At 36.3% G+C, this 21,150-nt stretch carries 23 protein-coding genes; 12 read left to right on the top strand and 11 right to left on the bottom strand.

All coding sequences use genetic code 11. The annotated features are described in order from the left end of the window. Nucleotides 1–45 precede the first annotated feature (45 nt). The 6 genes from BZK16_RS04680 to BZK16_RS04655 all read left to right on the top strand — a co-directional run bounded on the left by BZK16_RS04680 (nt 46) and on the right by BZK16_RS04655 (nt 5,350). Nucleotides 46–1,953, top strand: coding sequence for a SurA N-terminal domain-containing protein (locus tag BZK16_RS04680; protein WP_077927744.1), 1,908 nt, complete (start codon nt 46–48; stop codon nt 1,951–1,953). Nucleotide 1,954: 1 nt separating this feature from the next. Beyond that, nucleotides 1,955–3,184, top strand: coding sequence for an SEL1-like repeat protein (locus tag BZK16_RS04675; protein ID WP_077927743.1), 1,230 nt, complete (start codon nt 1,955–1,957; stop codon nt 3,182–3,184). Nucleotides 3,185–3,202: 18 nt separating this feature from the next. After that, nucleotides 3,203–3,808, top strand: a complete 606-nt coding sequence (locus tag BZK16_RS04670) for an FAD-binding protein (RefSeq protein ID WP_077927742.1) — start codon at nt 3,203–3,205, stop codon at nt 3,806–3,808. Further along, nucleotides 3,723–4,421: a UDP-N-acetylmuramate dehydrogenase gene (locus BZK16_RS04665; RefSeq protein WP_077927741.1), complete on the top strand. Its 699-nt coding sequence runs from the start codon at nt 3,723–3,725 to the stop codon at nt 4,419–4,421. The genes BZK16_RS04670 and BZK16_RS04665 overlap by 86 nt, the downstream gene beginning before the upstream one ends. Before the next feature lie 35 nt (nt 4,422–4,456). After that, the gene (locus BZK16_RS04660; RefSeq protein WP_077927740.1) at nt 4,457–5,062 is read left to right on the top strand and encodes an MlaC/ttg2D family ABC transporter substrate-binding protein; all 606 of its coding nucleotides are present in this window, start codon (nt 4,457–4,459) and stop codon (nt 5,060–5,062) included. Between the two features lie 9 nt (nt 5,063–5,071). Continuing rightward, nucleotides 5,072–5,350, top strand: a complete 279-nt coding sequence (locus tag BZK16_RS04655; protein ID WP_077927739.1) for an STAS domain-containing protein — start codon at nt 5,072–5,074, stop codon at nt 5,348–5,350. 77 nt (nt 5,351–5,427) lie between these two features. Here the strand turns inward: BZK16_RS04655 and BZK16_RS04650 are convergent, their stop codons facing one another. From BZK16_RS04650 to BZK16_RS04635, 4 genes are all read right to left on the bottom strand, one after another. Then, entirely contained in the window at nt 5,428–6,159 is a 732-nt protein-coding gene (locus BZK16_RS04650) for an amino acid ABC transporter ATP-binding protein (RefSeq protein ID WP_077927738.1), read from the bottom strand. Then, nucleotides 6,156–6,839, bottom strand: a complete 684-nt coding sequence (locus BZK16_RS04645; RefSeq protein ID WP_077927737.1) for an ABC transporter permease subunit — start codon at nt 6,837–6,839, stop codon at nt 6,156–6,158. The genes BZK16_RS04650 and BZK16_RS04645 overlap by 4 nt, the downstream gene beginning before the upstream one ends. Before the next feature lie 4 nt (nt 6,840–6,843). Further along, a complete protein-coding gene (locus BZK16_RS04640; protein ID WP_077927736.1) occupies nt 6,844–7,578 on the bottom strand; it encodes an amino acid ABC transporter permease in 735 nt (244 codons plus the stop codon). A gap of 87 nt (nt 7,579–7,665) precedes the next feature. Further along, the gene (locus BZK16_RS04635) at nt 7,666–8,556 is read right to left on the bottom strand and encodes a glutamate/aspartate ABC transporter substrate-binding protein (RefSeq protein WP_077927735.1); all 891 of its coding nucleotides are present in this window, start codon (nt 8,554–8,556) and stop codon (nt 7,666–7,668) included. Nucleotides 8,557–9,016: 460 nt separating this feature from the next. On the opposite strand from BZK16_RS04635, the gene BZK16_RS04630 reads away from it, so the two are divergent. After that, nucleotides 9,017–10,222, top strand: coding sequence for a pyridoxal-phosphate-dependent aminotransferase family protein (locus BZK16_RS04630; RefSeq protein WP_077927734.1), 1,206 nt, complete (start codon nt 9,017–9,019; stop codon nt 10,220–10,222). A 76-nt stretch (nt 10,223–10,298) separates the two neighbouring features. On the opposite strand, the gene BZK16_RS04625 is transcribed toward BZK16_RS04630, so the two are convergent. Further along, nucleotides 10,299–10,769, bottom strand: coding sequence for a Spy/CpxP family protein refolding chaperone (locus BZK16_RS04625; protein WP_077927733.1), 471 nt, complete (start codon nt 10,767–10,769; stop codon nt 10,299–10,301). Between the two features lie 155 nt (nt 10,770–10,924). Between BZK16_RS04625 and BZK16_RS04620 the strand changes: the two genes are divergently transcribed. The 3 genes from BZK16_RS04620 to BZK16_RS04610 are packed head-to-tail and all read left to right on the top strand — an operon-like array spanning nt 10,925 to nt 13,248. Further along, nucleotides 10,925–11,461, top strand: a complete 537-nt coding sequence (locus tag BZK16_RS04620) for a response regulator (RefSeq protein ID WP_456300680.1) — start codon at nt 10,925–10,927, stop codon at nt 11,459–11,461. Further along, nucleotides 11,461–11,916 (top strand): winged helix-turn-helix domain-containing protein, encoded by a 456-nt coding sequence (locus BZK16_RS04615; RefSeq protein WP_233145197.1) that lies wholly within the window; start codon nt 11,461–11,463, stop codon nt 11,914–11,916. Before BZK16_RS04620 ends, BZK16_RS04615 begins: the two co-directional genes overlap by 1 nt. A 6-nt stretch (nt 11,917–11,922) precedes the next feature. Continuing rightward, the gene (locus BZK16_RS04610; protein ID WP_077927732.1) at nt 11,923–13,248 is read left to right on the top strand and encodes an ATP-binding protein; all 1,326 of its coding nucleotides are present in this window, start codon (nt 11,923–11,925) and stop codon (nt 13,246–13,248) included. Here the strand turns inward: BZK16_RS04610 and BZK16_RS04605 are convergent. Genes BZK16_RS04605 through rsmI form a run of 5 tightly spaced genes read right to left on the bottom strand, consistent with a single transcriptional unit; the run spans nt 13,229 to nt 17,665 of the window. Next, nucleotides 13,229–14,002: a phosphodiester glycosidase family protein gene (locus tag BZK16_RS04605; RefSeq protein WP_077927731.1), complete on the bottom strand. Its 774-nt coding sequence runs from the start codon at nt 14,000–14,002 to the stop codon at nt 13,229–13,231. The genes BZK16_RS04610 and BZK16_RS04605 overlap by 20 nt on opposite strands. 3 nt (nt 14,003–14,005) lie before the next feature. Beyond that, on the bottom strand, nt 14,006–14,782 hold the full coding sequence (locus BZK16_RS04600) for an inositol monophosphatase family protein (protein ID WP_077927730.1): 777 nt from the start codon (nt 14,780–14,782) through the stop codon (nt 14,006–14,008). 12 nt (nt 14,783–14,794) lie between these two features. Continuing rightward, a complete protein-coding gene (locus BZK16_RS04595) occupies nt 14,795–15,538 on the bottom strand; it encodes a deoxyribose-phosphate aldolase (protein WP_077927729.1) in 744 nt (247 codons plus the stop codon). Next, entirely contained in the window at nt 15,538–16,791 is a 1,254-nt protein-coding gene (locus BZK16_RS04590) for an MFS transporter (RefSeq protein WP_077927728.1), read from the bottom strand. The genes BZK16_RS04595 and BZK16_RS04590 overlap by 1 nt, the downstream gene beginning before the upstream one ends. Before the next feature lie 34 nt (nt 16,792–16,825). Then, nucleotides 16,826–17,665, bottom strand: a complete 840-nt coding sequence (gene rsmI / locus BZK16_RS04585; RefSeq protein WP_077927727.1) for a 16S rRNA (cytidine(1402)-2'-O)-methyltransferase — start codon at nt 17,663–17,665, stop codon at nt 16,826–16,828. A gap of 53 nt (nt 17,666–17,718) precedes the next feature. On the opposite strand from rsmI, the gene BZK16_RS04580 reads away from it, so the two are divergent. Continuing rightward, nucleotides 17,719–18,069 (top strand): YraN family protein, encoded by a 351-nt coding sequence (locus tag BZK16_RS04580; RefSeq protein WP_077927726.1) that lies wholly within the window; start codon nt 17,719–17,721, stop codon nt 18,067–18,069. A gap of 11 nt (nt 18,070–18,080) precedes the next feature. On the opposite strand, the gene BZK16_RS04575 is transcribed toward BZK16_RS04580, so the two are convergent. After that, entirely contained in the window at nt 18,081–19,496 is a 1,416-nt protein-coding gene (locus BZK16_RS04575; protein ID WP_077927725.1) for a sodium:proton antiporter, read from the bottom strand. Nucleotides 19,497–19,781: 285 nt separating this feature from the next. On the opposite strand from BZK16_RS04575, the gene BZK16_RS04570 reads away from it, so the two are divergent. Further along, complete coding sequence (locus tag BZK16_RS04570; protein WP_077927724.1) at nt 19,782–21,116, top strand: hypothetical protein; 1,335 nt, start codon at nt 19,782–19,784, stop codon at nt 21,114–21,116. Nucleotides 21,117–21,150: the final 34 nt, after the last annotated feature.

Raw genomic sequence — 21,150 nt, 5'->3', positions numbered from 1 at the left:
TAAGTTCGAATGATCAATTGATTATATTTTAGGAAAAAAACAATTATGATGCAGTATATTCGCGAACGAGCGACGAGTAAATTTGCTAAGTTTCTATTCTTAGGGATTATCATCTCTTTCTTTGGTTTTGGTGGTTCTGGCTTTTTTAACAGTATCAATGATTCTACCGTAGCTAAAGTGAATGGTGAGAAAATTCCAACGGGCGTTTTGTCGAATGCTTATACTAATTATTTGCAAAATAATGGCGGCGTTTTACCTGAAGGTGTGGATGCAAAAACTGTTAAAACACAAGTTTTGAATAGTTTGATTCAAGAAATGGTCATTGCTCAAGCTGCAGAAAAAATGGGCATTGTGGCATCAGATGATGAAATTCGTACAGCGATTAAATCGTTAACATTCTTACACAATGCTGAAGGTCAATTTGATCCTAATCTTTATCAAGTGTATTTACAGCAACAAGGCTTAACACCTGCACAATGGGAAGAGAATCTTCGCCAACAACTAACTTTGCAATTGTTAGTTTCTGCGATTGGCAACTCTGTGATTATCACAGAAGCAAATTTAGAAGACTTTGCTAAAGTGGATCGTGAAAATCGTGATTTAGCGATTATCACATTACCATTGGAACAATTTGCTAAAGATGTCGCTGTAACAGATGAAATGATTGCAACATATTATGAGCAAAATAAAGCAAAATATTTAACTGAACCACGTGTGAAATTAGCGTATGTAACTTTGCCAGAAGTGAATACAGATAATGTGACAGTTTCAGAAGAAGAAATTACAGAGCGCGTTCTTGCATTGAAAGCAAAGCAACAAGATAACGAAACACGTTCTGCGAATCATTTGATCATTCAATTCAGTACAGAAGCTGAAAAAGAAGCAGCAGTTTCAACTTTGAACAAGTTATATGATGAGTTAACAAATGGCTCATTAACGTTTGACGATGCTAAAGCACAAATCACAGCATTATCTGATGGCTTATTCTATGAAACTGGTGTTGTGAAAAAATCTGCTAATATGCAATCTGTGGATGAAGCATTGTTTGCAATGGCAAAAGATGAACAATATGCAAAACCAGTGATGAGCGAAAATGCAGTACACTTGATTCATTTGTTAACTGTCAATGATGGTAGTGATGTAGCTGATGACTCAATGATTGATGATGCAAAAGCAGCATTGTTGAAAGAGAAAAAAGAAGCATTAACTTCTGACAATGTTCAAAGATTCCAAGAAGTGGCTGAGAAAAACTCAGATACTTTAGACTTAGTTGCACAAGAATTTAATGTTGAGCCAACAATGACTGATTGGTTGAATATGACTTCTAAAGCTGGCGAATTGGCAGATGCCAATACTTTCCAAGTTGTCTCTCAAGAAATGGTATTAACTGGCGGTAAAAACTCAGAAGCATATCATACAGATAATCAAGACATTCGTATCGTTCGTGTTGAAGCATATGAAGATGCTCGTCCATTAACTTTGGATGAAGCAAAAGATGATATTCAAGAGACATTAACAGCAATCGAAACATTGAAAAAAGGTGATGCTATGATTGTTGCAATGAATGAACAATTAAAAGCAGGTCAATCTTTAGATGAAGTGACAACAGCACAGAATCTTGATGCGGTTAATTTTGATGATGTGGAGATTCGTACGATTGTTGCAACAGCACAAGAAAATCCTCAATTGATTGAGCCATTGATCAAAGGTTTTGAAGCACAAAAAACAACGCCTGCAACATTGAATACATTTGCAACAAATGGTACATTGTTTGCTGTGATGGTGAAAGATATAAAACCTGGTAGTTTGTCTGGATACAGTGCAGATGAACAAGCTCAATTAAAAGAACGTTTAAAATCTGATATGGCACAAGCTGAAACAATTTTATTCATTCAAGGTTTGTATGAGCAAAGCAAAATTGAAACTTATCAAGTGCCATTTTTAGCAGAATAAAATGAGAAATAGCATAATTTTCGTTGTAGCATTTATAGGGTTGATTGCCTTCTTTATTTATGCTACAAATCTTGCGGATCATGATAAGGCTGAAAGCATGAGAGCTATTAACTCTGTGTCAGTTTTTGAGCCATCGGCTGTAAATAAGAATGTTTCTGTAAAAACAGCACCAGACAACCAGCAACTAGATGATGTATTGCCAAATTCTGCTCAATTAAAAGATTTTGAAATCCTAGAAGAAGCAGAGTTGTTATTGACAAGCCAAGATGCTCAGCATGTTAAAAATGGCTTGTTAGTATTGAATATTATGTCTGAACGTAATAATGCACGTGCTAACTATATTTTGGCTCAGTTATATGAAAGAGGCATCAAAGTTCCTCAGGATTCAGTAAAATCGCTATCATTTTATAAAAGATCAGCTTTGAATGGCTTTGAGGATGCGAATATCTATCTGTTTAATCATTATTTAGATAATAATGATATGAATAATGAGCATTTACAAAATGCGTTGGCATGGTTTACTGAGGCTTCTAAACAAGCAAATAACCCAATTGCTGAATATGCATTGGCACATATGTATGCAAAAGGTTTAGGTGTTCCTGCTGATATTAATCAAGCTGTCGCATATTATCAAACAGCAGCAAATGAGAATTTTGCACTGGCTTATGAACCTTTAGGGGATTATTATCTTCAGTTCAGTGATGATCCTAAAAAAGTGGGTGATGCACTGTTATTATTTCAACGTGCAGCCAATGAGGATATTCCTTCTGCACAATATAAATTAGGTTATATGTATGAATCTGCTTTAGGCGTTAAGCAGGATTATGAAACAGCTAAATTTTGGTATCGACGCGCAGCTAATAACCAATTCATGAAAGCCAATATTGCTTTAGGTTTATTGTATGAAAATGGTTTAGGTGCAGATAAAGATAATCTCAAAGCTTATGATTATTATCGCATTGCAGCTGAAGCTAGTGATCCTGTTGCACAAAACGCTGTTGCTCGTGCTTTTGAACGAGGCATGGGTGTTGATCAAGATTTAGAACGTGCTATTTTCTGGTATGGTGAAGCTGCTAAACAGAATGATCCTAATGCTGAATATAATTTGGGTCGCATTTTTGAAGAGTATGAATCTGTACGTGATTTAGATGAAGCAAAAGCTTGGTATGAAAGAGCGGTAAATTCTAATGTTTCTGAAGCTAAAAATGCTCTAAATCGTCTAGCAAAATAAATAGTAAGATATTAAATAATGATTCAACATAATTTTAATTTAGTGAATTTGAATACTTTGGGTGTTGCAGCTCATGCCCATGACTATTATTGTCTTGAAAGTACTGAGCAATTAGCAGAGTTGAATCAGTTGGCTCAGCCTGTATTTTATTTAGGCGGTGGTAGTAATGTATTATTCACGAAAGATTATTCAGGTACAGTGCTACATAATTGTTTAAAAGGCATTGAAGTTCTTGAAGAGGATCATGATTCGGTTCTAGTTTGTGCGCATGCAGGTGAAAATTGGCATAATTTTGTAACGTATGCGATTGATGCAGGTTGGTTTGGTTTAGAGTGCTTGGCATATATTCCAGGGACAGTTGGCGCAACGCCAGTACAAAATATTGGTGCTTATGGTGTAGAAGCTAAAGATTATATTGAAAAAGTCCGCGTTTATAATTTTCAAATCAAAGCTTTTGAATATTATGATAATCAAGATTGCCGCTTTGCTTATCGTGACAGTGCCTTTAAAGCTGAGTTAAAAGATCGATTAGTTATCAGTGTTAATTTTCGTTTATCAAAAGCACCTNGGGACAGTTGGCGCAACGCCAGTACAAAATATTGGTGCTTATGGTGTAGAAGCTAAAGATTATATTGAAAAAGTCCGCGTTTATAATTTTCAAATCAAAGCTTTTGAATATTATGATAATCAAGATTGCCGCTTTGCTTATCGTGACAGTGCCTTTAAAGCTGAGTTAAAAGATCGATTAGTTATCAGTGTTAATTTTCGTTTATCAAAAGCACCTGTGAAATATGAAAGATTTTATCCTGCGTTACAGGATCATTTATTGAACCAAAATATTACAGAACCAACACCAAAAGATATTTATCAAGCTGTGATTGCAGTAAGACAATCTAAGTTGCCTGAAGTGGGTGAAATTGGCAGTGCAGGTAGCTTTTTTAAGAATCCTGTAGTAACACAGCTTCATTTCGAAGAATTGATTCAAAAGTTTCCAAAATTATCATCATATCCATATGATGATCAACATGTTAAATTACCTGCGGGTCAATTGATTGATATGCTTGGTTTTAAAGGTGATTATCATGACAATGTTGGTATGTATGAGAAACAGGCACTGATTTTAGTGAATTTAGGTGGTGCAACTGGCAATGCCCTGCATCAGCATAGCTTGAAAGTGATGAAAGCTGTGGAAGAGCAATTTAAAATTTGTTTAGAACCAGAAGTAATTATTTTATAATTATTTTTGAATACTTATTAATAGGAAGAAGACGTATGAAAGTTATGAATATATTAAAATCTATAGCCTTGTTGGGTGTATTTTCATTGTTTTCAATGAGCCATGCAGCTGATACACCTGAGCAAACAATTGAAAAAGCATCCACTCAATTGATCAATGCTTTGAAGAAAGAAGAGTCAACTTTAAAGAAAGATCCTAAAAAGCTCTATAGCTTTATTGAAAAAACAGCTGTGCCATATTTTGACTTCAACACAATGTCACAGTGGGTGATGGGTCGTTCTTGGAGAGATGCAACGCCAGAACAAAGAACGAAGTTCATGGAAGAGTTCAAAAAATTATTGATCAATGCTTATGGTAATGCATTGTTGGAATATACAGATGATAAAGTGAATGTATTCCCATTGCCACCCAATGCTAAAAATAAAAATGAAGTGACTGTAAAATCAGAAATCACTTCATCTAGTCATAAACCTGTTGCTGTGAATTACTCAATGATTAAATCAGGTGGTAAATGGTTGGTTTATGATGTGTCTATCGAAGGCGTGAGCATTGTAACAAGCTATCGTGGTGAAATTCGTGAATTAGTGAATGCAAAAGGTATTGATGGCATGATCAGCGCTTTGGCTCAAAAAAATAAATAAGGTAATGTTATGGATGTCTGTTGTGTTGCTTTAAATGATTCAGGAACGTATCAATTGCAAGGTGAATTTAGTAAATTCACGATTCCTGCAAATGATAAATTTATTCGCTCATTGTTTAAAGCAAATGCACCATCAATATTGCAGTTAGATATGATTTCTAGTTTTGATAGCGCATTAGTTGCATTGCTCATTAGTTATAAGCGCGATTATCCGAAACTAGAGTTATCTCATCCATCTGAGCAATTACAAAAACTTCTATCTTTATATAATGTCGAAGATTGGTTTTAATTAGGCAATGAAGCATAAATAAAAGGGAATCACTAGATTCCCTTTTTTGTGGTTAATATCTTTCAGAAAGATTGACGCTAATCGAACTGAAAGATATTCTTTAAGAAATCTTTTGCACGATCACTTGGTTCACCATTGAAGAATTCATCTTTGGAAACATTATCAATGATTTCACCTTGATCCATAAAAATGATGCGATCAGCAACTCTGCGAGCAAAGCCCATTTCATGCGTTACACACATCATTGTCATGCCTTCTTGTGCTAATTCCACCATAACATCCAATACTTCATGGATCATTTCTGGATCTAGCGCAGATGTTGGTTCATCAAATAACATCACAACTGGATTCATAGCAAGAGCGCGAGCAATGGCAACACGCTGCTGTTGTCCACCAGACATTTGGCTAGGGTGCTTATGTGCATGTGCTAATAATCCAACGCGATCTAATAGATTCATGGCAATTTTATGGGCTTCATCTGGATGGCGCTTCAATACTTTGATTTGAGCAATGATTAAATTTTTCTCAATGCTCATATGTGGAAACAATTCAAAGTGTTGGAAAACCATGCCAACTTGTGAGCGTAAATGAGATAAATTGGTGTGTTTATCTGTTACATCTGTGCCATTGACGATGATCTCACCTTCTTGAATAGGTTCCAGTGCATTCACACATTTAATGAGCGTTGATTTACCAGAGCCAGAAGGACCACAAACAACCACAACTTCTTTTTCTGCAACATTAGCAGTACAGTTATTGAGTACTTTAAAGTTTCCGTAGTATTTGCCTACATTTTGAAAGTGAATCATATTTTGTTCCTTGATTGAATATAACGTACGCCAGTTGAAACAGAGAAGCAGATGAGGAAATATACAAGACCTGCAAAAATGATGAATTCAGTTTTGTAGTCGTTGTTATAGCCAATGATATCTGTCGCACGGAAGAAATCTGTCAAACTAATAATATAAACAAGGGAAGTATCTTGGAATAAGATAATGCCTTGTGTGAGTAGTAATGGCACCATGTTTCTGAAAGCTTGCGGCAAAATCACATAACGCAATGCTTGGGCGCGCGTCATACCTAATGCTAATGCGGCTGAATTTTGACCGCTTTTAACGCTCGAAATACCTGCTCGAATGATTTCTGAATAGTAAGCAGCTTCAAATAGTGAGAATGCAACCATCGCAAGCACTAATCGGAAACTGGTATTAGAACCATCTAATCCAAAAATTTTCTGCATTCCTGGGCCGATGATGAGATAGAACCACATTAGAACCATGATTAATGGAATGGAACGAAATGTATTTACATACAATGCTGCAAACCAAGCAAATGGCTTTGGCATGAATAAGCGCATAATCGCAAGCATGGTTCCCCAAACAATACCAACAACTACAGCAACGCCTGTCACTTGTAATGTTACCCATAATCCTTTGAGTAACGTAGGATATGTATCTGCCAATACAGAGAAGAAAGTATAATCACTCATATTATTAATGACCTCCTGAAATTAAGCCAGGGATCTTGGTTTTCACTTCGATGAAACGCATTCCCCACATTAAAAGGACATTGATGATGATGAAAATCACAGTAATGACAATGAATGATTCATAAGCTTTCGCTGTGTAATCGTTGATCTGTGCTGCTTGGCGAGATAATTCCATTAAGCCAATAGTTTGTAATACTGCTGAGTTTTTGAAGATATTCAACAATTCTGATGTTAACGGTGGAATTACAATGCGAAATGCTTGGGGCATAATCACATAGCGATAAGCTTGTGGTAATGTGAATCCCATTGCTAAAGCTGCATTTCTTTGTCCAACAGCCAAAGATTGAATCCCTGAGCGAACTTGCTCAGCAATACGCGCTGATGTAAATAGACCTAAACACAAAATACCAGCTGTTAAAATTTGGACATGAGGATCTAAATCTTTAATCCATTGTCCCAAGCTTTTTGGTAATAATTCTGGCCAAACGTAGAACCAAAAGAAAAGTTGCACGATGATTGGCACGTTACGTAACGCCTCAACGTAAGATGCGCCAATGAAATTGAGAAAACGGTTAGGCAATGTTCGTAAAATACCAACAATGGTTCCGCAAAAAAGTGCTAAACACCAACTCAGTGATGATGTAATCACTGTCCATTTTAGACCTTCAAGTATCCAGTCAAAATATGTTTCTGTTCCAACTGCGGGCTGGAATAGAAAACTAAAGTCTAAGCCAAACATTTTGAACCCCACAAAGAAGTCACCGCAAAAGCGCGGTGACTTTGATACAAATAACTGCTAATAATTATTATTGTTTATTTTTAAAGATTACTGGAATGCTTTATCATTCGGTGCTTTGAATAATTCGATCATTTCTTCAGAAACAGGGAACTCTAAGTTAACACCGCGTGGTGGAATTGGTTGAGTGAACCATTTGTTGTATAACGCTTCCAATTCACCAGATTTTGACATCTCTGCGATGGTTACGTCTGCAATCTCTTTGATACCAGCATCATCTTTTTTGAACATACAAGCATAAGCTTCTTTACCTTGTGATGTACCTGTGACAACCCATTTTTGTGGATCACGTGATTTTGCACGTTCACCATAAAGTAATGAATCATCCATAACGAATGCAGCACCACGACCGCCAGCTAACATCATGAATGCATCACCGTGATCTTTCAAAGATTGAACTTTCATGTTCATGTTATCTTTTTGGTTCATTTCATTCAGAACGCGCTCAGATGTTGTACCTGCTGTCGTAATGACAACTTTATCTTTCAAATCAGAGAAATCTTTAATGCCAGCATCTTTATCTGCAACCAATTTAATGTTGATGATGAACATTGTATTAGAGAATCCTGCTTCTTGTGCACGGCTTGTATTATGAGTTGTTGAACCACATTCGATATCAATCGTACCATTGTTCACTAACGGAATACGGTTTTGTGATGTGATTGGAGAAAGTTTAACGTTCAGCTTCTTACCAAGTTTTTTCTCGATATTCTCAACGATTTTCATGCTGATGTCATGAGAATAGCCGATAACATTTTGGTTATTATCATAGTATGAGAAAGGAATGGATGATTCGCGATGACCAACAGAGATCGTGCCTGTGTCATTGATCTTTTTTAATACACCTGTTAGCTCTTGTGCGAAGCTAACGCCCATTAAACATGTCGATGCAACTGCTAAACCTAATAACTGTTTTTTCATAACTTCCCCTTATTCCTTTGATATATTTTGGATTCTTAGCAACTTATAAAATACTTGGTACAGCACATATATTTTTAAGCTCTTATTTTTTATATTACAAATAAAATTTGTTTGCAATGAAAATATGTTTTTATTATGTAGTTTACTTTCTCATAAAAACTTTTGTAAATTAGCATGTTTTGAATATTGTTGCTAGTTTTGTAGTTTTATTTTGTAATTTTCATGTGTTTTTGTGTTTTATAAATTATAGTTTTATTTAATTTCCAATTAAAACAATGTGATATGATTTTAATTTATTGATTATATTGCTACATAAAATGAGTTTTATTGAGAATCGTTAATAGATTTAACTAATTCTCTGTAATTGTATTAAGAAAATTAGTTAATTTTCTTCTCTATTCTATTGATGAATATGATAAAACTACATGTAGTGATTATTTTATTTGAGTGGAGGGAAAATATGATTTCAGAGTTTTATACACCAATTCGCACAATTATGACACCAGGTCCTGTTGAAGCTCATCCATCTGTTTTACGTAAAATGGCAACGCCAACCATTGGGCAATTTGATCCATATTTCTTAAAGATTATGGATGATGTGAAAGAGATGATTAAAGTGCCATTTCAGACAAAAAATGAGCAAGCTTTTGCTGTGGATGGTACATCTCGTGCAGGGTTGGAAGCAGCTTTGATTGGCTTAATTGAAGCGGGTGATAAAGTTTTAATCCCATGTTATGGGCGATTCAGTTATTTGCTCGGTGAAATTGCAGAACGTGCTAAAGCGGAAGTGATTTACTTAGAAAAAGATTGGTATGAACCATTTCAGCAAGAAGAGATCATTGAAGCCATTCAAAAGCATCAACCAAAAATTGTAGCGTTAGTTCATGGTGAAACCGCTAATGGTCAAATGCAGGCAATTAATAAGGTTGGTAAATTTTGTCGCGAACAAGATATTTTCTTTGTTGTAGATTTTGTCGCAACTTATGGTGGCATTCCTTTAGCGATTGATGATTGGTGCGTGGATATTGCAATTGCAGGCACGCAAAAATGCGTGAGCGTGCCATCTGGTTTAGCTTTAGTGACATACAATGCTCGTGTTGAGCAAGTTCTCACAGCACGTTATCAAAAAGAGCTCGGTTTAAGTAAAGATATTCGTAACGACAACCATATTGCCAGTAACTATTTAGACTTGAGCCAGTTACAACGTTATTGGGGAAAAGAGCGTATCAATCACCATACAGAAGCAACATCGATGGTTTATGGTTTGCATGAAGGCTTACGTTTATTGATTAATGAAGGCATTGAAGCTGTATGGGATCGCCATGCTTTGAATAATAGGGCGATTGAAGCAGGGATTCAAGCAATGGGATTGGCGATTTATGGCAATCCTAAAACAAAAATGGCGACAGTAACTTCTATTATGGTGCCTGAAGGCATTAATTGTGATGCTGTTCGTACAATGTTGTTGAATGAGTTTGGTGTGGAAATTGCAGGATCATTTGGCTCATTGGCTGGTAAAGTTTGGCGCATTGGTAATATGGGATTCAGTAGCCGAAAAGAGAATGTTTTGCATGTGCTTGGGGCATTTGAAGCAACGTTATTGTTCCATGGTGCAAACATTAATCCTGGCGCTGCAGTTCAAGCTGCTTTGAAAGTGTATTTATAAATATAACTTTAAGTTATAATGTTTGTGAAATAGAAAAACCCGCATATTTGCGGGTTTTTTACTGTTAACTATTTGATTAGTTGTTATGGTAATTTTTGTGGCCATGATTATCCATACGATGTTCACCTTTTTGGCCTTTCATGTGACGATTATTTTGGTGATTTTGCATCATTTCTGAGTGTTGAGCACGTTGCTCTGATGTTAAAATTTGATTCATTGCATGGCGATACTTCATTTTACGTACAGCACGATCATCTCTATGTTTTTGTGCAAGTGCTTTTGCTTCATCAGCATTGAAAGTAGGATTATCATAGAATTTATTCATTTCAGTACGACGTGCTTCGCGTGCTGCTTGATTTTCTGTCCTCATGCTTTCATGCAATGCTTTCATTTGCGTACGTTGTTCGTCGGTTAGTTGAATTTCTTTGCTCATGTAATCGCAGTTGCCATCCATGTTGTGGCGTTGGTTATTTTGATGCATTTGCGCCATTGCTGAACCAGATAAAGCGGCGATTGCGATCACTGTTAATGCGATTTTATTTTTCATGATGTATGTCCTTTATAAGCAAGTGAATGATGTTTTACGGATTGAATACATAGTAAAATACAGGATGTAAAAGAGAGTGTACCTATTGTAAATGAGCGTAAATCTTTATCTGAAGTGAATAATTAAAGCTATAATGCGATAAAGCAAGGAGAATAATGACTATGGAACACATTTTATTGGTTGATGACGATTTACAACTGCAATCTTTGATTTCGGAGCTATTAACGTTTGAAGGCTTTAAAGTAGATGTTTGTAATAATGGTGAAGAGTGCATTGAATACATGAAGCATACAACACCAGATGTTTTAGTGCTAGATGTGATGATGCCCAAAAAGAATGGTTGGGATACATTACGTGAAATTAGACAAACTAAACCATTATTGCCAGTATTAATGTTGTCAGCTAAAGGCGATAGTATTGATCGCGTTTTAGGATTGGAATTGGGCGCAGATGATTATATTGGGAAGCCTTTTGATGATCGTGAATTAATTGCGCGCATTCGTGCTCTATTGCGCCGTGCCAATGCGGAAGATATTCCTCAAGATTCTAAAGTGATCAAGATTGATCAATTAGAATTGAATCAAACACAATTTCAAGCAACTTTCTCTGGTGAACCAATTGATCTTACTNAAAGAATGGTTGGGATACATTACGTGAAATTAGACAAACTAAACCATTATTGCCAGTATTAATGTTGTCAGCTAAAGGCGATAGTATTGATCGCGTTTTAGGATTGGAATTGGGCGCAGATGATTATATTGGGAAGCCTTTTGATGATCGTGAATTAATTGCGCGCATTCGTGCTCTATTGCGCCGTGCCAATGCGGAAGATATTCCTCAAGATTCTAAAGTGATCAAGATTGATCAATTAGAATTGAATCAAACACAATTTCAAGCAACTTTCTCTGGTGAACCAATTGATCTTACTTATACGGAATTCTCATTATTGCTATATATGGTGAAAAATCGTGGCAAAGCAATCAGTCGTGATGAGTTGAGTCGAGAAATTCTTGGGAAGCGCCATCAAGCATTTGATCGTGTGATTGATATGCATGTGAGTAATTTGCGTAAAAAGATTCCAGATCGTGATAATGGTATGCCTTGGTTTAAAACTATTCATGGCTTAGGCTATATGTTCATTGAGTAATTAATTATGCGGAAGTTTTTCTCTCTATTAAGTGTTCGAATCTTTTTTGTTTTCTTGATCTACTGTATTGCAGTGGTTTCTGTTGCGATCATTATTCCAACCTTGGATCAACGCAGAATTAGGGAAGTGCCAACCGTTGAAAGAGAAAAAGTTCAGCAACGCTTATATCGCTTATTACGCACCAAACATGGCAATCAAGGGCGATTCATTGCGATCCCTAAAACCAATGATCCTGAGTATTTAGCGTATTCTATTGCGAGCGTTGATAATCAAGATTATCGTGAATTCATTACAGCAGTTGTGGATGAAGATGAACCGCATCAGCAAGCCATTAACTCCAATATGATCATGGGGCCATTTGAAGTTGAGAACTTGCGTTATCAATTTTATCTGCTCTTTCCTAAACTACCACAATCCTATTATGTGAGTCAGATGTTTAGCTCGCCAGCATTGTTGATCATTATGATGATGTTTGCGAGTTTACCCTTTATCTTTATTCTGACATATTCGTTGTATCGTCCAATTTTGCGATTAAAGAGAGCTTCTGAAAGAGTAGCGGAAGGCGATTGGGTAACTGATCCTGAGTTAGAAAAAGGTGCGGTTGAATTTGGTTATTTAGGTCAAAGCTTCAATAAAATGGTTGCTGCATTACAGGAGGCTGAGGCAGAGAAGAATCGCCTCTTTGGTAATATGTCCCACGAATTAAGAACGCCATTGACGAGAATTCGTTTAACGAATGGTATGTTGCGCCGTAAAGCTGATGCTTCTTTGGAGCCTGATATTGATCGTATAGAGCAAAATTTAATTTTAATTGAAGATCGTATTCAAGCAATGTTGTCATTATCACGTGAACTAATTTTAAGTCGTGATAAATATGAGTTAGCTCATTTACAAGATGCTTTGATTGAGCTTTTAGCAGAAGCTATGTTTGAAGCTGAAGCCAATGGTAAGGTTTTAAGCTATCAAGATATTCCAGATGTTCAACTGTCATTGAATGTAGAAAATTTCAGAAGTGGGATAGAGAATATTCTAAGAAATGCGATTCACTATACTCGCCATAAAATTGAAGTGGCTTTCAAAGTGGATCAGGGAGAGTTGTACATTACGATTTCAGATGATGGGCCAGGCGTTAAACCAACAGATTTAGAGCGCTTGTTTGAGGCTTTCTATCGCTCTGAAAATACCGAGGTTGCAGATTCTCATGGTGCGGGTTTAGGTTTGGCTATTGCAGGGCACATGGTGAAAAGTCATCATGGTTCAATTAAAGCAAGAAATGGCGAATTGGGTGGTTTAGAGATTATTCTAACATTGCCTATTGTGAAGACTCAGTAACTGCCCAAATGCCCACATAAGGGCGCACATTCCAAAAGGGTGCGCCATAAATTTTCCCTTGATAATAGAGTTGTGATAGTGTGCCATCTAAATAGAGCGCATTGTCACAGCCTAGTTCATCTTGGAAAAACTTAGCAAAATAATAAAAATTGATGGGCTTTTGTGTTACGACAAAATAGGTTTTATCATTGTTCACACAAACACCGCTGCGGTATTTTAAGCTATCAGAAGCTGCAAAGAATTTTGGGTGCATTTTGCCGTCAATGATCAGCATTGGGCCTGATTGAGTCGCATCAACAGCATTGTATTTGTGTTGATTTTTAAGAAATTCTTCTGTTTCTAATACATGATGTTGGCCGGTTTTATCTGTAAAAAATACGCCATTAGGAATCAATGAAAAGTTGCCAGTTGCATCTTTGCGTGTCACTTGATTCAGTGCTTGTAACTTCACACCTTTTTCAACATGCCAACCAAGGGGCGATTGATCTTGCCCAAATATGCCTGAGTTTGTGGCAAACAGAACATTTTTCTTCTGTTTTGCTAATGTTTTGGTCAACCCATTGAATGATTGATATGCTTGATCAGCATCGGGTTGTTTCCAAAACAGTTGTAAATCATCATCTTTAGAAACTTCAACGACAGCAAAATCAACTTTATGGTACGTTTGTTCTTGTATCGTTAATGCAAAAGCAAAGCTTTGTAGTGCCAGTAAGCTGAGAGTGATGCTTGTATGTTGAAGTTTCCAGTTACGCATAGATTATCTAGCTTGATGAATAGATTGTAATAAAGGTTTCAATAATTTTGGTGATGCAAATGCAACATTTTCAGAGCTTAAATCAACTTCATTGCCTTGGAAATCAGCTGCCAATGCACCGCTTTCTAAGCCAATTAAAACTGCTGCAAAATGATCACAAGCATTGAATTCTGTTGACCAAGCAGCAGATGCTTTGCCTTCAGCCATATTGCAGATTGCCAAAGCCGTATTGCCAGTTACGCGAACGCCTAAAGATAAATGATGCAAATGAGATGTCATTAGCGCATATTCTTTAGCTAGAGACTTGTCGTTTGTCACCAATAAAGCATCAGATAATTTACCGCTGTGCTTAGGTAAACGCATACGGAGATCGTTCACAGTTGCACCTTCATTTTTTACAGCCATGTACTCTTTTTGTGATACAGGCATGAAAATATATGCTGCTGTCAATTTATCGTCAACCATGTAAGCTACAGATACTGCAAAATCAGAGTTGCCACCTAGGAAATTTTCTTTGCCAACGATGCCACTAACATACCAATAGTTTCTGTTGTTAGGTTTACCGTGGATACCATCGCAACGAGTTTCAACAGTATTGTCAGGGTAAGCGTACAAGATTTCTTTAGCAATTTCAGATTCGATTTGCTTATAAAAAATTGTAAAACGCTCAGTTTCTTCACGTTGTGCTTGGCTTAATTTTGCAGTTTGCTCAAAAATTTGGTTAATTAAGCGGCTAACTTTTGAAACGCTTTTTTGTGCAACGGTTAATTGTGGATTCATAAAATTCTCAAACTAGTCTAATGAAATGTCGTGGTTTTCTTGTAAAATCTCTAAAACAGAGCTTTCTAAGTTCGGACCACTCAAACGAAAATGTGAAGCGTCAACCCACGATGTGCCAAATCGATTGATGACTTCTTCCAAATACTGTGAAGCTTCTGAGAAGCTATTATTATTGGTTTGGATGTGAATGCCGACATTTGGGTTCATGTCTTGAATAACATTCAACATCATCTGTACCATAGTTAATGTTACTTGCTGACGATTACGGCCTGAAGTTGTTTTGATAAAGTTCATGCCACTTCGTACAGCTAATTCTGAAGCTTTTCTAATCCATTTAGCATCTTGTAGAATGCCAGCTTCAATGGTTAATTTTAAGGGATAATCGCCTGAAGCTTCTTTCAATTTTGTCAAAAATTGCAAGCATAATCCTGCTTGGCGATTCACTAATGCTTGATAAGGAAAGACTAAATCAATTTCATCTGTACCTGCAGCAATGGCATTTTTCATCTCTTGCATTGCATTGTAAGTGTTGAAATCCCCATTTGGATAGTTAATGATTGTGGAGATTCTAGGGCAATCAGCACCTAAAGCCTCTCTCATTGGCCCAACATGTTGAGAAAATGTTGTAATGGATGCTATTTTACCTAATGTGTTTATATCTGACAAAATTTTATTGCCATCGAAATTTAAAAATAGGTAAGGCATATCAATCAACCCAACCATTTTTTGTGCAACTTTAAACTTTAGTTCTTCCATTATGCGATAACTTCTTCATCGGTTGTTTCGGATTCTGGTTTTTTAACAGGCTTGATTGGATTCTGCATTGGCCATGCAATGACAAACCATAACGCTGTTAAGATAAATGTGAGATAGAAAACATACAGAACACCCATATATCCGCTAATGACTGAACCTAGCATGCCACCAATGGATGCGCCTAAAAATTGTGAGGAAGAGAATACGCCCATGATTGTGCCGCGGTAATTTTGATCTGCAAAGCGAGACATTAATGATGGTTGTGATGCTTCCATAATGTTAAAGCCAAAGAAAAATAGTGCAAGGCTTGTAATGATTAACCAGCGGCTACCATCGCCAGAAACTAACATGAATAAATAAGATGCGGCCAATAGAACAATGGCAAATAAGAATAAAATTCGGTGTTTATAGAATCTTTCTGCTAATCCCACAAAAATGAACATCACAATGATGGAAACAAAGAAAGTTGCTGTGTAATAAAATGCAGAAGAAACTGTAGAGATATCTAATTGCTTAAAGAGAATTGGTAGTGTTGCAAATGTCATGGTTAATAATAGATGCAGCATGAATGCACCAAAATATAAGCGCACAACGTTATTTTCTTTAAAAGCAATGTGTGTAAGTTCTTTAACGCTCTCTTTGTGATCGCTCGTTTTCGGAGTCACAGGAATTTCAGGGATGTATTTAATGGCAACATAAATGCCTGCAACGCCTAAAGCTGCACATAAACCAAAAATACCATAACCTTTCGCTAAATAATAAATTACAGGCGCAATGGAAATTGCGATACCGAATGTTAAGCCGATGCTGACACCAATGAATGCCATCACTTTGGATCGAATCTGTTCTCTTGTTAGATCTGTTGCCATTGCTAATACAACCGCAGAAACAGCGCCAGAGCCTTGAATGATTCTGCCTAGAATTGCAATATAAATGTTAGAAGCAAATACTAAGATTAAACTACCCAATGTGAATAATGCTAATCCAACGATTAATGCGGGCTTTCTGCCCACTTTGTCAGAAACAATGCCAAAAATAGGCTGAAGCAATATTTGTGTAATGGCATAGCTTGCAAACACTAATCCTGTTAATACTGGCGTTGAGCCTTCTAAACTTTGGCTGTACGTTACTAAAATTGGCAAAATGATAAAGATGCCGAGCATTCTAATAGAGAAAAGGCCAGCTAATTTTGCTGTTAAACTTTTCTCATCCGCTGTAAATTTAGAGCTTGTGTTAACAGATGATTCCAACATTATTGACTCTCTATTCCTTTAAATTCGCTGATGATTATACGTTATTTTGAATCGTCAGTGCAGTTTGATAAATATGGTTTTTAGATAGTTTTGTGATCTTCATCGCAATACTCACCGCTTGTTTAAGCGGTAATTCTGCTAATAAAATTTCTAGGAGTTCATTTAAATTAACGCCTTCAGATTGCTCAACTTCTACATTAGAGCCTTCAATCACCACAACATATTCACCGCGCTGTTCATCACTGTGAGTTTGGTAATAGGTTAAAAGTTCTTCTAATGTATTGGAAAGATAGCTTTCATAATGTTTTGTCATTTCTCTACCAATGAAAGCATAACGATCTACACCGAAGACTGAAATAGCATCTTTGAGCATTTCAATGATTCTATGGCTAGATTCATAAAAGATTAATGTGCGAGGATCTTTTCTTAACGCATCCATTTTGCTTTTACGGCCAGAAGATTTAGCAGGCAAGAAGCCTTCGAAGCTGAATCGATCTGTTGCAATGCCAGAAACAGATAATGCTGTGATTAAAGCACTGACGCCAGGAATTGGAATCACTTTTTGTTCATGTTCACGTAAAGCACGAACGACTTTAAAGCCTGGATCAGAAATTAATGGTGTGCCTGCATCAGAGATAATGGCGATAGATTTGTCATCGTTCAATAAGTTTAAAATTTCATCAATACGATCTGTTTCGTTGTGATCATGGAGCGAGCGCGTTGGTGTTGAGATACTGAACAGTTGCATGAGTTTTGCGGAGTGCCTTGTATCTTCAGTAAAGATCAAATCGACAGTTTTTAAGGTTTCAATGGCGCGTGGAGACCAATCCTCAATGTTGCCAATGGGGGTCGCTACAACGTAACAAGTTGACATAGAGCTCTCTGATTCATAAAGTTAAGGTTTGAGATTATACAGGAAATGACGCAATGAGCGAACCGCAAATAATTGGCACATGGGGCGAAACATTGGCGCGTGAGTATTTAGAGGCTCAAGGCTTGAGTTTCATTATGCGAAATTATTTATGCAGAATGGGGGAAATTGATCTCGTTATGCAGGATGGTGAGGCGATTGTGTTTGTAGAGGTGCGCGTTCGTAATACTCGATTACATGGTAATCCTTTAGAAAGCATTACGCCTCAAAAACAACGAAAAGTGAGAAAGACAGCGGAAAGATATTTGCAACAAACTAATCATCAAGGCGGTGCAAGGATTGATGTGATCGGAATCGATACATCCGAGACACCGCCAATGATTACTTGGGTGGATAATGCTTTTTGATACTTTAAAATTTACATTAAAAAGATAACATTCAATAAAATATAAATAGGCAATAATGTCCCAATTGCTATGAATGCATAACCAAAGAATGTTGGCATCTTAATGCCTTGTTGTTCAGCAATACTTTTGATCATGAAGTTAGGTGCATTGGCGATATAAGTTAATGGTCCAGTGAATACTGTTGCCATAGAAATCGTCAATAACGTTGTGGGGATTGTATTCATTAAATAATTTGCACCATCTGGATTGTCACCAATTGCCATTTTGAAGAAGACTAAGTAAGTCGGTGCATTGTCTAAAAATGCTGATAAGGTCGTCGTTATCCAGAAATAGACAATATTGATCGGTGCTCCATTGTCATCATGTGCAAAACTCATTAAGAATTTTGTGGTTGGATGATCCGGTGACTGTAAGATTAAAATTACAGGTGTGATAGTAAAGAAGATGCCTAAGAATATTTTTGCGACTTCTAAGATTGGCGCCCAATTGAATTGGTTTTCTTGGCGTAAGAGTTTAGGTGTAAAACGTAAAGAGATAAAAATAACAACAATAAAGATAATATCTCTGAAAACATTTTCTAAAGCGATGTTTGTATTATGCACTTTGAAATAGATATTTGGGTTCCAAAAACCAGACATGATAATGCCAGCTAATACAACACCAATTAATAGGAAGTTGAATTGTCCCTTGATAATAATATGATTAGCTTTTAATGGCTGTGCTTGTATGCCTTCTTTTTCAAATAATTTGCTATCAATTAAATAGAAGAGCATTAATAAAATGCCAGAAGTAATGATTACAGGCATTAACATATATTGTAGTGTCCAGAAGAAGCTTACACCTTCTAAGAATCCCAAGAATAATGGCGGATCACCTAATGGTGTTAAACCGCCGCCAATATTGGCCACTAAGAAAATGAAGAATATGATGACATGCACTTTGCATTGTCTATGTTGGTTGGCTTGCAAAATAGGGCGAATGAGTAACATGGAGGCACCTGTTGTTCCCATAATGGATGCTAACATTGTGCCGATTAATAATATAGTGACATTTAATGCAGGGCTAGGCACAAATGTACCTGAGATTTGTATTCCGCTTGAGACAACGTATAGTGTCAATAAAAGTAGTATGAAGGGAATGTATTCTGATAAAATAGTATCCGTTAAGACTGAAACGCTGATGGGCGTGCCAAAAGTAATTAATAGCGGGATGAAAAATGCAATTCCCCATGCAAATGTTATTTTCCCATAATGATTGAGCCATAATTGTGGCGCAAACAAAGGTAAAAAAGCTATGGATGCTATTAAACCAGCAAATGGGATTGTGTATAGAATGGATAAAGATGTGCCATCAATTGTGATGGATGAGGCGAAAGAGGTTTGAAATAAACCTTGTACAAATAAAATTAGAAATAAAAAAATGCGCATTACACCCTCTAGAAAATGATGTATCAAATGGAATTTGAGTTTGGTGGAAAACCAGAATACGCTATATCAGAGTGATAAAATCCGTGATTCAGTCAAAAAAGATGCTAATTGTTAATACTTTACCAAATAATTATAATATTATTTGAAATAAGTTGCGCGGGTGTTGTTGTGTATAAATTGATCTAATTTAGCAGTATTTTTTTTTTGTTGAGTGGTTTATACTTATCGACTACATATAATATATGTACATAAAGTTTTTTGTTTAGTTTTTTAAAGGCTTATTGAATGAAATATAAAATAGTTTTTCGAGGAAAGTTTAACCCTGATGTTAATCAAAATGAAATACTCGAAAATTTATCAGAATTGTTCGATGAGTCTATAGATGATATTCATCAGAAATTCTTTTCATTGAATGGTCGAGAAAAGATTTTGATCTCAGGGTTAAGTAACGCTGATGCTGTAGAGTATAAAGATGCGCTTGTTGAAGCTGGTGTTGAAGTTGACATAGATTTAGACTTAGATATGGATGACTTTGCAAGTTTTGATACAGGAATTGCAGATGTTCCTACACAAAAACCTAAGATGCCAACTAAAAAATCCGCACCTATACAAAACCAACCTGATACTGAAATTTCTCTCACATTAAATACATTGGATGATTTGACTGTTCAGCCGACAACAGCTAAACCAAAACAAAATGATATTCGCAGCAGATTCCTAGAAGCTCAAGAGTTCACATTAATGAAGAGTGACGATGATGCTCAAATGGAAGAAGAGAATAGAGTTGCAAAATTAAAAAGAATTACTAAAAAGAGCCATGAGCATATCGAAATTGATGATCGTGATGTGGGTGTTGAGCCGCCATTATTTCACAGTGGCGTGCGAATTGGGCGATTGAGATTTTTGTGTCGTATCACATTTGCAATGGCAATTTTAGTAGTTTGCCTAAATATATTGCCACTTTATTTGAAGTCTTATATGGGCAATGGCGGATTTATTCCTTCGTTCTTTTTTGTATTCTTTGCTTTCATGTTCGTCATTATGATCATCAGCCAAAGATTCTGTGATATTGATAATCTTACGATTGGAACGATGGCATTTGTGGTAATCATATTAGGTACATTAATGATCAGCTTTTTCATTAATGAATACTATGCATTAAGCGATGCAAAAATTAAATTTGCGAAAGATTTTCTGCAAAATAACTCCATGAGTCAAAACTTTTTTTCTATGCAAAAAGTATTGGATGCTTATCTAACAGAAGCTTCGCAAAAACATTTGATACAACAAATTGACTCAATCATTAAATGGATCGTGTACATATTTGTAATTGGCGGGGCGATTTTATTATTTGCTTTGCCAGGCGTGGAAGGTAATAACCAATTTGGTTCGCCATCAGAAACGCCTAATGCTAAGAGCTATGCCATTTTTGCAGTGAGCTTTTTAGTCTTTATTTATGCATTGTCTTATCCATACAGTACAAAAGAACATAGAGCAGAACATAAGCTCTACCAAATTGAGTTATATGAATATTTAGGCCTTTTAAAACCATTACCAGATGAGTTTGAAACGGTTTATAGAGAGTATTTACAGAAAACTCAACAAAAGCTCAGTAATTAATCTATAATTACAGTCCATAATTTGAATTCAGGAG

The organism is Wohlfahrtiimonas populi, from assembly GCF_002006795.1.
Classification (GTDB): Bacteria; Pseudomonadota; Gammaproteobacteria; order Cardiobacteriales; family Wohlfahrtiimonadaceae; genus Wohlfahrtiimonas; species Wohlfahrtiimonas populi.
This window is presented reverse-complemented; position numbering and strand designations above follow the sequence as displayed.